At 61.9% G+C, this 12,931-nt stretch carries 13 protein-coding genes; 2 read left to right on the forward strand and 11 right to left on the reverse strand.

Annotation, left to right across the window (positions count from 1 at the left end; translation table 11 throughout):
* The 7 genes from HU218_RS09280 to ndk are packed head-to-tail and all read right to left on the reverse strand — an operon-like array spanning position 1 to position 6,411.
* Entirely contained in the window at positions 1-630 is a 630-nt protein-coding gene (locus HU218_RS09280; RefSeq protein WP_174874664.1) for a YfgM family protein, read from the reverse strand.
* 10 nt (positions 631-640) lie between these two features.
* The gene (gene hisS / locus HU218_RS09285; protein WP_174874665.1) at positions 641-1,915 is read right to left on the reverse strand and encodes a histidine--tRNA ligase; all 1,275 of its coding nucleotides are present in this window, start codon (positions 1,913-1,915) and stop codon (positions 641-643) included.
* 43 nt (positions 1,916-1,958) lie between these two features.
* On the reverse strand, positions 1,959-3,233 hold the full coding sequence (ispG, locus tag HU218_RS09290) for a flavodoxin-dependent (E)-4-hydroxy-3-methylbut-2-enyl-diphosphate synthase (protein ID WP_174874666.1): 1,275 nt from the start codon (positions 3,231-3,233) through the stop codon (positions 1,959-1,961).
* An 8-nt stretch (positions 3,234-3,241) separates the two neighbouring features.
* A complete protein-coding gene (locus HU218_RS09295; RefSeq protein ID WP_246210911.1) occupies positions 3,242-4,072 on the reverse strand; it encodes a RodZ domain-containing protein in 831 nt (276 codons plus the stop codon).
* A 28-nt stretch (positions 4,073-4,100) separates the two neighbouring features.
* On the reverse strand, positions 4,101-4,844 hold the full coding sequence (pilW, locus tag HU218_RS09300) for a type IV pilus biogenesis/stability protein PilW (RefSeq protein WP_174874668.1): 744 nt from the start codon (positions 4,842-4,844) through the stop codon (positions 4,101-4,103).
* Positions 4,844-5,935, reverse strand: coding sequence for a dual-specificity RNA methyltransferase RlmN (rlmN, locus tag HU218_RS09305; RefSeq protein WP_174874669.1), 1,092 nt, complete (start codon positions 5,933-5,935; stop codon positions 4,844-4,846). Before rlmN ends, pilW begins: the two co-directional genes overlap by 1 nt.
* A 50-nt stretch (positions 5,936-5,985) precedes the next feature.
* Positions 5,986-6,411: a nucleoside-diphosphate kinase gene (gene ndk, locus HU218_RS09310; protein WP_174874670.1), complete on the reverse strand. Its 426-nt coding sequence runs from the start codon at positions 6,409-6,411 to the stop codon at positions 5,986-5,988.
* A 200-nt stretch (positions 6,412-6,611) separates the two neighbouring features.
* On the opposite strand from ndk, the gene HU218_RS09315 reads away from it, so the two are divergent.
* Positions 6,612-7,388, forward strand: coding sequence for an SPOR domain-containing protein (locus tag HU218_RS09315; RefSeq protein ID WP_246210919.1), 777 nt, complete (start codon positions 6,612-6,614; stop codon positions 7,386-7,388).
* A gap of 60 nt (positions 7,389-7,448) precedes the next feature.
* On the opposite strand, the gene zapE is transcribed toward HU218_RS09315, so the two are convergent.
* From zapE to HU218_RS09335, 4 genes are all read right to left on the reverse strand, one after another.
* Positions 7,449-8,606, reverse strand: a complete 1,158-nt coding sequence (gene zapE, locus HU218_RS09320) for a cell division protein ZapE (protein WP_174874672.1) — start codon at positions 8,604-8,606, stop codon at positions 7,449-7,451.
* Between the two features lie 46 nt (positions 8,607-8,652).
* Positions 8,653-9,549, reverse strand: a complete 897-nt coding sequence (gene cysM / locus HU218_RS09325; protein WP_174874673.1) for a cysteine synthase CysM — start codon at positions 9,547-9,549, stop codon at positions 8,653-8,655.
* A 170-nt stretch (positions 9,550-9,719) separates the two neighbouring features.
* Positions 9,720-10,391, reverse strand: coding sequence for a TIGR01621 family pseudouridine synthase (locus HU218_RS09330; RefSeq protein ID WP_174874674.1), 672 nt, complete (start codon positions 10,389-10,391; stop codon positions 9,720-9,722).
* An 82-nt stretch (positions 10,392-10,473) separates the two neighbouring features.
* Positions 10,474-10,959: an acyl-CoA thioesterase gene (locus HU218_RS09335; RefSeq protein WP_174874675.1), complete on the reverse strand. Its 486-nt coding sequence runs from the start codon at positions 10,957-10,959 to the stop codon at positions 10,474-10,476.
* A gap of 135 nt (positions 10,960-11,094) precedes the next feature.
* Between HU218_RS09335 and HU218_RS09340 the strand changes: the two genes are divergently transcribed.
* Positions 11,095-12,858: an ABC transporter ATP-binding protein gene (locus HU218_RS09340; protein WP_174874676.1), complete on the forward strand. Its 1,764-nt coding sequence runs from the start codon at positions 11,095-11,097 to the stop codon at positions 12,856-12,858.
* The last annotated feature ends 73 nt before the right edge of the window (positions 12,859-12,931 follow it).

Below are 12,931 nucleotides of genomic sequence, written 5' to 3' on the forward strand. Positions count from 1 at the left end.
TCAGTTCCCTACGGAGTCCAGCTTGGTCTGGATAAAGTCGCGTGCCGGCGCATCCGGAGCCGCCTTGGCCAATGCCGCCTTGTAGCTTTCGCGCGCACCACTGATATCACCACGTGCCACCAGTACGTCGCCCTTCAGGTCAAGAAACGGGCTGTCAAACGTAGCCGGGTGGGGCTGGGACAGTTCGCTCAATGCGGCATCGTACTGTTTTTCATCCAGCAGTACGGTGGCAAGGCGCAGGTGCGCTACTGCCGTTACCACTTCGTCCCCCTGCTGGGCAATCACCCACTTCAGCTGCGCACGGGCAAAGCCCAGATCATTGCGATCGAAAGCCAGTTTGGCGGCCAGCAAAGCCGCATTGGATGACAATGCTGACGAAGGATAGTCACGCTGCAGCAGAGCAACCGCTGACTTTACTTGCTCCAGCTTGCCAGTCTGCAGCTGGGTTTCCAGCTGGCTATAGATCACGGCAGCCGCTTCGGCCTGGGTGCGCTGGTAATACTGCCAGCCCTTGAAGCCGAGAAAGCCCACCGAAACCGCCAGCACCGCACCGCCGATCAGTTTTCCCCACTGCGACCAGAACGCCTTCAGCGTGTCGATCTGTTCCTGTTCCTGCAAGTCGTAGGCCATGGCCTCCCCTTTATTCAGCCTTGAAGCGGCTAACCGTGGCTACCACGTTGGCCGCAGCAACGGTTTCCTGTGCCTGCTCGGCACGTAGCGGCTTCACCACTACCTGTCCGGCGGACACTTCGTTTTCACCGATGATCAGCGCCACTGCGGCACCGCTACCATCGGCCTTCTTCATTTGCGATTTGAAGCTGGCATCACCCATGTGCTGCACCACGCTCATACCGGCCTGGCGCAGCTGTTGTGCCAGCTGCATGGCGTAGGCAGCCGCGCCTTCACCCTGGTTGACGATGAAGGCATCCACGGTACGACGCTGCGGCAGCAGGCCCTTCTCGGCCAGCAGCAACAGAACCCGCTCCATGCCCATACCGAAACCGATACCCGGTGCCGGCTTGCCACCCAGCTGCTCGATCAGACCGTCATAACGGCCGCCGGCACAAACAGTCCCTTGCGACCCCAGCTCGGTGGTGACCCACTCGAATACCGACTGGTTGTAGTAGTCGAGGCCGCGCACCAGACGCGGATTTTCCACGTACTCGATACCCAGAGCTGCAATCAGCGACTTCCAGCCCTCGTAGTGGCGACGCGACTCTTCACCCAGATAGTCGATAAGACGCGGCGCGCCATTGGCCATTTCCTGCAGCGCCGGATTCTTGGTATCCAGCACGCGCAGCGGATTGCTGTACAGGCGGCGTTTGCCGTCTTCATCCAGGATGTCGAGATGACCTTCCAGGTACTTGATCAGCGCCTCGCGGTGGGCGGCACGCTCATCCTTGTTACCCAGGGTATTGATTTCCAGACGCACGCTGCCGGCCAGCCCCAGACGGCGCCACAACTCGGCGGTCATGGCGACGATTTCAGCATCGATATCCGGACCATTCATGCCCAAAGCTTCCACCCCGATCTGGTGGAACTGGCGGTAACGGCCTTTCTGCGGCCGCTCGTGACGGAACATCGGGCCCATGTACCACAGCTTCTGCGTGGTGTTGTACAGCAGGTTGTGCTCCACCACCGCGCGCAGGGTACCGGCGGTCCCTTCCGGGCGCAGCGTCAGCGGTTCGTTATTGAGGCCATCGGTAAAGGAATACATTTCCTTTTCCACAATATCGGTCACCTCGCCGATCGAGCGCACGAACAGCGGCGTACTTTCCACGATGGGGGTGCGAATGTTCTGGTAGCCATAATCGTGCAGCCAGCCGCGCAGCACGGTTTCAAAATATTCCCACTGGTGCGACTCGGCGGGCAGCACATCATTCATGCCGCGAATCGCTTGTATTTTTTGTGCCATTACTCGTTCCGGAAACAGTCAGATTCTTTACAGGTTGGCCGCATCACAGCGACTTGATCGGGATGGTGCGGCTCACTGGCTCGCGGCGCTTGGCACCGCCCTCGCCGTAGCGGGTCAACACGTAGTTGTCGACGATGGCCTTGAACTCGGCCGCAATATTGTCACCCTTGAGCGTGACATCCTTGTGCCCATCCACGTATACCGGCGCCACCGGCACTTCCCCGGTCCCCGGCAGGCTGATGCCGATATCGGCCAGCTTTGACTCGCCCGGGCCGTTGACCACACAGCCCATTACCGCCACCTTCATATCCTCCACCCCCGGATACTGCAGGCGCCACACCGGCATCTGCTCGCGCAGATAGGTCTGGATACTGTCTGCCAGCTCCTGGAAGAAGGTGCTGGTAGTACGGCCGCAGCCCGGACAGGCGGTGACCAGCGGCGTAAAGGAGCGCAGGCCCATGGTCTGCAGCAGCTCCTGTGCCACCACCACTTCCTTGGTGCGCGCCTCGCCCGGTTGCGGTGTCAGCGAGATGCGAATGGTGTCGCCAATGCCTTCTTGCAGCAAGACCGCCAAAGCAGCGCTGGAAGCCACAATGCCCTTGCTGCCCATGCCGGCTTCGGTCAGGCCCAGATGCAACGGGAACTGGCAACGGCTACCCAGATCGCGATACACGGTGATCAGGTCCTGCACATTGCTGACCTTGCACGACAGCAGGATATGATCGGCAGGCAAGCCCAGTTCCATCGCCTTGTCGGCAGACTCCAGCGCCGACACGATCAGCGCCTCGCGCATCACCACTTCCAGCGGTTTGGGGTTGGCCGCATGACTGTTGGCGTCCAGCATGCGCGCCAGCAATGCCTGATCCAGGCTGCCCCAGTTAACCCCGATACGTACCGGTTTGTCGTATTCGATCGCGGCGCGGATCATGTAGGCGAATTTTTCGTCGCCCTTGGCGCCCTTGCCGACATTACCCGGATTGATACGGTACTTTCCCAGCGCACGGGCGCAGTCCGGAAACTCTTTCAGCAGCCGCTCGCCGTTAAAATGGAAGTCGCCCACCAATGGCACATCGCAGCCCATATCGTCGAGGCGCAGACGAATTTCCGCTACTTTTGCCGCCGCCTCCGGGCTATTGACAGTAATGCGCACCACTTCCGAACCAGCCTGCGCCAGTTCGTATACCTGCTGCGCGGTCGCACTGGCATCGGCAGTATCGGTATTGGTCATCGACTGCACCATCACCGGGTGCTGCGAGCCGACCATCACGTTGCCAATGGCAACCTGATGCGTCTGGCGGCGTTTGCTTGTCACGTCCATCACGATATTCAATTGAGTTCGAATTTGGCGGTAGTACCGCGAATTTTGCTCTTCAGGTCGACAGCAGCGCCGTCATAGGCGAGATCGACCTGGGCTGCATTGCCGATAGTGAGCTTGAATGGCGGTACACCCGTTGCCTGCTTGTCACTGCCGGCCGGCAGCAGTCCGAAAATGACTTTTTTCCCGTGCGCATCGCTGACTTCCACCCAGGACTCCTGGCGGGTAGTCAGACGTACGCTCTTTTCACCGGCAGCGGCAACCGGTGCCGAAGCGGTCGGGGCCGGGTTGGCCGCAACAACCGGCGCGGCAACGGCTGGCGCACTGGCGACAACCGGCGCTACCGCTTGCATCGCACTCGCCTCTGCCTTCTGCTCGGCCGCGGGCAGGCTCGACTCGACTACCGGCACACTCGCGCCTTGCACCTCCAGCTGCAACGCTTGCGGCTCGCTGCTGGAAGTCGTCTGTTTAGCGAACTGCAACCAGCCGATGACACCACCAGCGGCCAGCAACGGCAATAGCCAGAGCCAGTTCTTGCCACTGCGGGCCGGGCGTTGTTCTGCCACCGCGGCCACAACCGGCGCCGGCTCCACCTTCACTGGCGGGAACTGTGCATCCAGCAGCGCCATCAGGCCATCACTATCCAGTTCCAGAAAACGGGCGTAGTTACGCACAAAACCACGGACGAAAGTCACGCCGGGCAAGCGGTCGAACTGACCTGCTTCGATAGCTTCCAGCTGGCGCGGGGACAATTTGAGACGATCAACCACATCCAGAAGGCTAAGGCCTTGGGCTTCGCGTGCAGTACGCAGTTGCTGGCCGATCTGTTGGGCGGGGGACAAAGTCGAATCCTGAGGCTGCATGCTGAAATCAGTTTCCACTTAAGAGCTGTTGGGTTTCGGAACTATCCGGAAAACGTTTCTTGAGCTGCGCGGCAAAGCGCTCGCGCGCATCATCATCGTGCTTGAGCTTGGCCATGCGCACCCCCAGCCACAGTTCGGCTGAATTGGCGCGCTGCTCGTCGATACCCAGGCGCTGATAGTAAAAATCCGCCAGCTGGACGTTATTACCATCAATCGCCATCCGCGCCAGTTCACGCAAGGCCGCAGGGTCATTCGGCACCCGGCGCAGGGTCGCCAGCAGCAGCTGGTTGGCCTCGTCAGGGCGCTTCATGCGTTCAAGGCACAAGGCCTTGTTCACCATGGCGCTTTGCGGGGTGGCGAAGAAAGGGTCAGCCAACGCACGATCAAAACGCTGCAATGCTTCGTCAAAGCGGCCACGTCCACACAGGAAGTTGCCGTAGTTGTTATTGACTTCCGGGTTGCCCGCATCGATACGCAGTGCTTGCTGGAAAGCCGTTTCTGCCTCCTTGTCCACCCCTAGCCGCATCAGGATCAGCGCCTTGGCAAGGTAACCGGACTGAAAACCGGGGTCGGTGGAGATAGCCAACTCGGCGTTTTCCATGGCAACACGCATATTGCCGAACTTCATGTACTCGATGGCAAGCAAGGCACGCGTCTGTGCCAGTTCCCGCGTGGAGGAAGAGGCAGCAATGGCCGGCGTTGCGGCCAACAGGCCCGCCAGCAACAAAGCAGTGACGCGTGTATTGATCATCAGGATCTTTCCTCGCTGATGCGTATCCACTTCTCCTGGCGCTTGGTCTTGTCTTGCACCTGGCCGGCCAGTTGGCCGCAGGCAGCATCGATGTCGTCGCCGCGCGTCTTGCGCACCGTCACCACAAAGCCGGCCTCCTGCAGGATTTCACGGAAGGCACGAATGGCATTGTTGCTGGAACGCTCGTAACCGGAGTTAGGGAACGGGTTGAACGGAATCAGATTGAACTTGCACGGTACGTCACGTACCAGCGCAATAAGTTCACGCGCATGTTCCGGTCTGTCGTTGACCCCGTCAAGCATCACGTATTCAAAGGTAATGAAATCGCGCGGCGCTTTCACCAGATAGCGCTGGCAGGCCGCCATCAGCTCTTTCAGCGGGTATTTCTTGTTCAGCGGCACGATTTCATCACGGATGCGGTCATTGGACGCATGCAGGCTGACCGCCAGCGCCACCGGACAGGCTTCTTTCAGCCGATCCATCTGCGGCACCATGCCGGAGGTGGACACCGTCACGCGACGGCGACTCAGGCCGTAGCCGTGGTCATCCAGCATGATCTGCAGTGCCGACACCACGTTATCGAAGTTGGCCAGCGGCTCGCCCATACCCATCATCACCACGTTGGAGATGACGCGCTCGTTGCGCGGGGTAACGCCCATCGCCTTGTTGGCCCACCACAACTGGCCAATGATCTCGGCTGTAGTCAGGTTGCGGTTGAAGCCCTGACGGCCGGTGGAGCAGAAGGTGCACTCCAGCGCACAGCCGACTTGAGATGATATGCACAAGGTGCCGCGGTCATCCTCCGGGATGAACACGGTCTCGACACCGTTGCCGGTGCCGACGTCGAGCAGCCACTTGCGGGTACCATCTTCCGACTCCTGCGACACCATCAGCTCCGGCACACCGACAATGGCCGTCTCGTGCAGCTTGGCACGCAGCCCCTTGGCGATATCGGTCATGGCATCAAAATCGGCTTCGCCCATCTGGTGCATCCAGCGCATGATCTGCTTGGCACGGAACGCCTTTTCGCCCATGGCGGCAAAGTGTTCGGTGAGCTGGGGAAGGTTGAAGTCGAGCAGGTTGGTCTTCATGGCAATACTCTGAATAAAGGCGGCCGCCAATGGCGGCCGCCGGATACAACTTAGCGTGCAGCGATTTCGGTAGCAGCGAAGAAATAGGCTACTTCGATAGCAGCGTTTTCCAGGCTGTCGGAACCGTGTACGGCGTTGGCATCGATGGAATCGGCGAAATCGGCGCGAATGGTGCCGGCTTCTGCTTTCTTCGGATCGGTAGCGCCCATCAGTTCGCGGTTCTTCAGAACGGCGTTCTCACCTTCCAGCGCCTGGATCATTACCGGGCCGGAGATCATGAAGGACACCAGGTCATTGAAGAACGGACGTTCTTTGTGTACGGCGTAGAAGCCTTCGGCTTCGGCGCGGGACAGTTGCTTCAGTTTGGCAGCAACAATCTTCAGGCCGGCGGATTCAAAACGGTCGTAGATCTTGCCAATAACGTTCTTGGCGACTGCGTCCGGCTTGATGATGGAAAGAGTACGTTCGATTGCCATATAAATCTCCCTGTTTACAAGCGAAATGGTTACACTTGACAGGCTCACAAGCGAGCCTGCGGGTTACCCAATTTTGAGGAACCCGTTATTTTACCAGCGTTCACCAGCCTTTGCTGCACTGAATTCAAGACGCGATGAAGCCCACGCCCAACGACCCCCGGCAGCACTCTGACCTTCCTTCTACCGGCCTGACTCCGGAAATGCGCAAGCGCCTTGCGATCGCCGGTGGGCTGGTTGCCGTGGCATTGGCAGCCATTCCGGTACTGGAGTCTTTCAATAGTGGCGACAAGAAGCCCCCCGCCAGCAGCAGCACACCGGTAAGCTCCGGCCGTATCGTCAACAAGAACGACACATCGGCCCCGGCACTGGTCATCGCTCAGCTACCGGAAAGCAGCGCCCCGCAGGCCGCCAGCACGCCGGCCATCGCCGCGCCACAGGCCGCAGACAGCATCACGCCACCGGATGGCAACAGCCCGGCAGCCCCGCAACCGGGCAGCCCTCAGAGCGTCACCCCGGCACCCAAACACAGCACGCCGCTCGCTGCCGCCATCGCTCAGGCCAAGCCTGCGGCCATCCCGCAGACACCGCCGTACAAACCGCTACCGCAGCCGGCTGACACCGCCAGCAAAACTGCGGCGGTTGCCACCCAGTTGCCGACTACCGCGCCTCCCGCCAGATCGGAAAGCGTCGCAACCGTGCCAGGCAAGGCAGTACCGTTACCGCCCCCAGCCCGCTTGCCGGCCCTGACGCCCCATACCCAGACATCACTGGGGTACCAGCTGCAACTTGGCCTGTTTGCTAGCCCCAGCAACGCCGAAAAACTGGTATCCGACCTGAAAAAGCATGGGCTGACCGCACGCACCGAGACCCGCGTCCAGCTGGGCCCGTTCCGCACCCGCGCCGAAGCGGAGGAAGCCATGCAGCGCCTGCGCGAATTGGGCTACCAGCCGCTGCTGGTGCCGCTGGCCGCGCAATAAGCGCCACCCAACGACAAGGCCGCAGCACGCTGCGGCCTTGTCGTTGATTAAAACCGGCGCTCAGGTTTCGATCACGCCTTCGCCGATCTTGAAGTTATCCACCAGGTGCGGCAGTTGCAGATAGCTCTGCGACTGCATCTCGGTAAGACGGCTGGCAGTACGGAAGAACTCGCTAGCCTGCACGCCATCGGTATACACCTCTTCCGCCGGCACCGCGCTGGATGCCACCAGCTTGACGCGGTGGTCGTAGAACACATCCACCAGCCAGGTCAGCCGGCGCGCAATCGCCGAGTCCCGCGCCGCCAGCTTCGGAATATCCGATACAAACACGGTGTGGTATTCGCTGGCGATTTCCAGATAGTCGGTCTGCGAGCGCGGACCATCGCAGATGGCGCGAAAATCGAACCAGACCACGCCCGGCGCATGACGCTTGAGCGGAATCTCGCGCCCCAGCACTTCCAGCACATGCGGCAACTCCGGGGCGGCACCTGCCAGACGGTCGAACATCGCCTCCAGTCGCGCTGAGGCATCGTCGCCCGCCGGCACCAGGAACAGCGGCTCGCGGATCAGCTCGCGCAGGCGGTAATCGTTGCCACCATCGACATTGATCACATCCAGGTTGGCTTTTAGCAAGGCAATGGTCGGCAGGAAGTTGCTGCGCATCAGACCGTTCGGATACAAATCGTCCGGCGGATAGTTGGAAGTCATCACGCAGATGACGCCGTGCTCGAACAGCGCCGTAAACAGCCGCCCCAGCATCATCGCGTCGGCGATGTCACTGACGTGAAACTCGTCAAAACACAGCAGCCGCACATCGTGGGCGATGCGTTCGGCCACTTTTTGCAACGGATCCGCCTCGTTGGACAGCGTGCGTAGCTGTTTGTGGATTTCCGCCATGAAGTGGTGGAAATGCACCCGCCGCTTGCGGCGGTAACCGACACAGCTATAGAAGGCATCCATCAGGAAGCTCTTGCCGCGCCCTACCCCGCCCCAGAAATACAGGCCGCGCGGCACTGGCGGCTTGCGCAGGCTGCGCCCCAGGAAGCGGTTACGCTTGTCCTTGAACTCGTGCAGCGCCTGCCACAATTCGTCCAGCCGCTCGATGGCGGCGGCCTGCGCGGCATCGTGAATGAAGCCCGGCTGCTGGCTGGCAGCCTGGTACCAGGAACGCGGACTGAGCGAGCCGTCGGAGGGCGGCGAAAATACGTGTTGGGCCATGATATGAGCACATCAGGGTTGGCCGCAGCCTGCGGCCAACGTTGAATCAGGAAAACAGACCGGTAGACAGGTAACGGTCGCCGCGGTCGCAGACAATGGAAACGATCACCGCGTTCTGCAGCTGCTGGTTCAGGCGCAAGGCGACGGCCAGCGCACCGCCGGACGACGGCCCGGCGAGGATGCCTTCCTCGCGCGCCAGACGGCGGGCGGTTTCCTCGGCGGTATGCTGGTCTACCAGTTCCAGCTGATCGATGCGCGAGAAATCGCAAATTTTGGGCAGGTATTCGTCTTCCCACTTGCGGATCCCCGGAATCTGGCTGCCGGGCTGCGGCTGCACGCCGATGACCTGGATCGCCGGATTCTGCTGCTTGAGATAGGCGCTGGTACCCATGATGGTGCCGGTGGTACCCATGCTGGAGACAAAATGCGTCACCGTGCCGGCGGTATCGCGCCAGATTTCAGGGCCGGTGCCCTCGCTGTGCGCCAGCGGATTATCCGGATTGCCGAACTGGTCGAGGATGCGGCCAACCCCGGCCGCCTCCAGCCGCCGCGCCTCGTCGATGGCACCCGGCATGGACTGTTCTTTCGGCGTCAGGATCACCTCGGCGCCATAGGCACGCATGGTATCCACCCGCTCCTGGCTGGAGTTCTCCGGCATCACCAGGATCATCTTGTAACCCATCATGGTGGCCGCCATCGCCAGCGCGATGCCGGTATTGCCACTGGTCGGCTCGATCAGCGTGTCACCGGGCTTGATGCTGCCGCGCGCCTCGGCATGACGGATCATCGATAACGCCGGGCGGTCCTTCACCGAGCCGGCCGGGTTGTTGCCTTCCAGCTTTACCAGCACCACGTTGCTGCTGTTGCCGGGCAGGCGCTTCAAACGTACCAGCGGGGTATTGCCGACAAAATCTTCCAGATATTTGAATTCGGGCAGGGTCATCACGCTCTCCTTGATGCGGCGCATTATACCGGCTTGCGTCCGGCCGTTCCGCACTGCGGCCAACCCTTGCGGCAACAACAAATGCTTTTACAAACAAAATCAGTTACTTGCAGCAGAAAGTCGCTTTGGAATTTTGCAGCACTTGAATATAACCGGATGATCACACCAGGTTACAGCACCGGCCACGGCAGCGCTGCCGGCGGGTTGGCCGCCAGATAGTCGGCCAGCTGCGGTTGCGGCCAACCTTCGCCATGTTGGGGCGGGCTGCTGAACCCGAACGTCTCGCCATCCAGCGCAAAACTCAGCGCATAGGCATGCAGATAGGTGCGGTCGGCGGCACTGCCGCCATACAGTGCATCGCCAAGAATGGGGGCGCCCAGCGACTTCATCGCCACCCGCAGCTGGTGGGTTTTGCCCGTGCGCGGGCGCAGCACGAACAGCCGCCGGCCCGGCGCCAGCGAGTGACTGAAGAACTGCGTCACCGCCGGGTTCTGCTGCGTCTGGCACAGCTTCCACGCGCCGCCACGCCCCTTCTCCATATCGCCCTTGATCAGCCCCTGCTTGCGACTGGGTTTGGCATCGGACAGCGCCAGGTAATACTTCTGCACCTCGCGCCCGGCAAAGGCGGCCCCCAGCGCCGCCGCCACCGGCTGGCTGCGCGCCAGCACGATCAGGCCGGAGGTAACCTTGTCCAGCCGGTGCACCGGCCACAATGCCTCGTCCTGCAGGCCGGCGCGCACGATTTCCAGCAAGCCCGGCTCGTCGCCCTCGCGGTGGAAGCCGACACCCGGCGCCTTGGCAATCACGTAAAAACGCGGGTCGGTGGCAATCAGCTGGAACATGCTGCGGGTCCGTGGGCGGGAAAAGGCGGCATTGTCGCGGCAGGCAGCGGCGGCGGCAAGCCGGCCGCTGCCACGCACCACCTTAGCCGCCGGTGGACTCTTCCATCTTGCGGGCCGCTTCCAGCCGCATCTGCTTGCGGATTTCGGCCTCGCGGAAGCGCTTCTTGTGGGTATCGGTATCCAGGCTCAGCGGTGGCACCGGCATAGCCTGGCCGTTGTCGTAAGCCACCATGGTGAAGTAGCAGCTGTTGGTGTGGCGCACACTGCGCTGCTGGATGTTTTCCGCCACAACCTTAATGCCGACTTCCATCGAGGTGCGGCCAACGTGGTTGACGCTGGCGTAGAAGGTCACCATCTCGCCGACGTGGATCGGCTGCTTGAACAGCACCTGGTCCACCGACAGCGTGACCACGTAGCAGCCGGCATAGCGGCTGGCACAGGCGTAGGCCACCTGATCCAGCAACTTCAGCAGCACGCCGCCGTGTACGTTGCCGGAAAAGTTGGCCATGTCCGGCGTCATCAATACCGACATGCTCAACTCGCGCTGATTCATGCTCTGTTCACTCATGTTGCTTCCCTGCCTTTTCGTTGCTGGCGCCTGCCCGGCCGCGCTGGCGGCACAAGCGACAACCTTGTTGGTCTGACCCTGCTTTCGATGACGGTCGCGTACAATGGCGCATCCCCGCTACTATCCACCACGGCCATGAACTCTTCATTAACGCGACTGTTCCAGTACGCCCGCCACTACCGGCGGGATGCGTATCTTGCCAGCCTGTTCTCCGCCTGCAACAAGTTTTTCGACATCCTGCCGGAGGTGCTGATCGGTGTGGCGGTGGATGTGGTAGTCAGCAAGCAGGATTCATTCCTGGCCCGCCTCGGCATCACCGACACCTTCCACCAGCTGCTGTGGCTGGGGCTGCTCACCGTGCTGATCTGGGGCGGAGAGTCGCTGTTCGAATACCTGTACCAGCTGCGCTGGCGCAACCTGGCGCAGAACCTGCAGCACGATTTGCGGCTGGACGCCTACCGCCACGTGCAGAAGCTGCCGCTGGCCTATTTCGAGAACAAGAGCACCGGCAACCTGCTGTCCATCCTCAACGACGACATCAACCAGATGGAGCGCTTTCTCAACGGCGGCGCCAACAGCATCATCCAGGTGTTGTGCTCCAGCGTGCTGGTCAGCGCGGTGTTCTTCTACCTAGCGCCTACCCTCGCCGCCATCGCACTGTTTCCGGTGCCGCTGATCCTGTTCGGCACCTTCTGGTTCCAGCGCCGCATCGCGCCGCGCTATGCCGCGGTGCGCGAGGCCGCCGGGGTGGTCAACGGTCGGCTGAACAACAATCTGCTCGGCATCGCCACCATCAAGGCGTTTACCGCCGAGGAGTTCGAGGCAGGCCATATCCGCGAGGCCAGCGAGCGCTACCGTGCGGCCAACGCCAACGCCATCCGCCTGTCGTCCGCCATCATTCCGGTGATCCGCATGGCGATCCTGGGCGGCTTCGTGGTCACGCTGATCTACGGCGGCTACCTGGCGCTGTCCGGCGCCATCGGCGTCGGCAGCTACTCGGTACTGGTGTACCTGACGCAGCGCCTGCTGTGGCCGCTGACCGGCCTGGCCGACATTGCCGACCTGTACCAGCGCTCGATGACCGCCATCGACCGCGTACTGGGCGTGTTGGCCGCACCACTGATCATCGACTACCACGGCCAGCCGCTGCCGGCGACGCAAGTATCCGGCAGTCTGGCTTTCAATCGGCTGACATTCGGCTACGGCGCGCAGCCGGTGTTGCAGGATGTCACGCTGCAGGTGCCCGCCGGCCACACCGTGGCCTTTGTCGGCGCCACCGGCTCCGGCAAGAGCACGCTGATCAAGCTGCTGCTGCGGTTTTACGAGTCGCCGCACGGCAGCATCACCCTCGATGGCCACGACATCCGCCAGCTGGCCCTGGCCGACCTGCGCCGCGCCATCGGCTACGTCAGCCAGGATGTGTTCCTGACCGACGGCACGGTGGCGGCCAACATCGCCTACGGCATGCCACAGGCCAGCCGCGATGACATCATCGCCGCCGCGCGCGCCGCCGAGGCCGACGAGTTCATCGCCCGCCTGCCGCAAGGCTACGACACCCCGGTGGGCGAGCGCGGCCAGAAGCTGTCCGGCGGCCAGCGCCAGCGGCTGGCGCTGGCGCGCGCCATCCTGAAAGATCCGAAAATTCTGGTGCTGGACGAAGCCACCAGCGCGGTGGACAACGAGACCGAAGCCGCCATCCAGCGCTCGCTGGAGGTGGTGTCGCAGGGCCGCACTACGCTGGTGATCGCCCACCGCCTGTCCACCGTGCGCCATGCCGACTGCATCCACGTGCTGGAACAGGGACGTATCGTCGAGACCGGCACCCACGAGCAGCTGCTGGCACGCAACGGCAGCTACGCCGCGCTGTGGCGGCTACAGACCGGCGAGCGCAGCCACTAGCAACATGCGGCCAACGTTGGCCGCAACGACAAGGGCGTGCCTGCGGCACGCCCTTGCTTCTTGCCATACCGTC

Source organism: Vogesella oryzae (assembly GCF_902829295.1).
Taxonomy (GTDB): domain Bacteria; phylum Pseudomonadota; class Gammaproteobacteria; order Burkholderiales; family Chromobacteriaceae; genus Vogesella; species Vogesella oryzae.

What these genes read in the sequence shown, in the direction of transcription:
- HU218_RS09280 (WP_174874664.1), bottom strand. Translation starts at nt 630, where the DNA reads ATGGCCTACGACTTGCAGGAACAGGAACAGATCGACACGCTGAAGGCG.
- hisS (WP_174874665.1), bottom strand. Translation starts at nt 1,915, where the DNA reads ATGGCACAAAAAATACAAGCGATTCGCGGCATGAATGATGTGCTGCCC.
- ispG (WP_174874666.1), bottom strand. Translation starts at nt 3,233, where the DNA reads ATGGACGTGACAAGCAAACGCCGCCAGACGCATCAGGTTGCCATTGGC.
- pilW (WP_174874668.1), bottom strand. Translation starts at nt 4,844, where the DNA reads ATGATCAATACACGCGTCACTGCTTTGTTGCTGGCGGGCCTGTTGGCC.
- rlmN (WP_174874669.1), bottom strand. Translation starts at nt 5,935, where the DNA reads ATGAAGACCAACCTGCTCGACTTCAACCTTCCCCAGCTCACCGAACAC.
- ndk (WP_174874670.1), bottom strand. Translation starts at nt 6,411, where the DNA reads ATGGCAATCGAACGTACTCTTTCCATCATCAAGCCGGACGCAGTCGCC.
- HU218_RS09315 (WP_246210919.1), top strand. Translation starts at nt 6,612, where the DNA reads ATGCGCAAGCGCCTTGCGATCGCCGGTGGGCTGGTTGCCGTGGCATTG.
- zapE (WP_174874672.1), bottom strand. Translation starts at nt 8,606, where the DNA reads ATGGCCCAACACGTATTTTCGCCGCCCTCCGACGGCTCGCTCAGTCCG.
- cysM (WP_174874673.1), bottom strand. Translation starts at nt 9,549, where the DNA reads ATGACCCTGCCCGAATTCAAATATCTGGAAGATTTTGTCGGCAATACC.
- HU218_RS09330 (WP_174874674.1), bottom strand. Translation starts at nt 10,391, where the DNA reads ATGTTCCAGCTGATTGCCACCGACCCGCGTTTTTACGTGATTGCCAAG.
- HU218_RS09335 (WP_174874675.1), bottom strand. Translation starts at nt 10,959, where the DNA reads ATGAGTGAACAGAGCATGAATCAGCGCGAGTTGAGCATGTCGGTATTG.
- HU218_RS09340 (WP_174874676.1), top strand. Translation starts at nt 11,095, where the DNA reads ATGAACTCTTCATTAACGCGACTGTTCCAGTACGCCCGCCACTACCGG.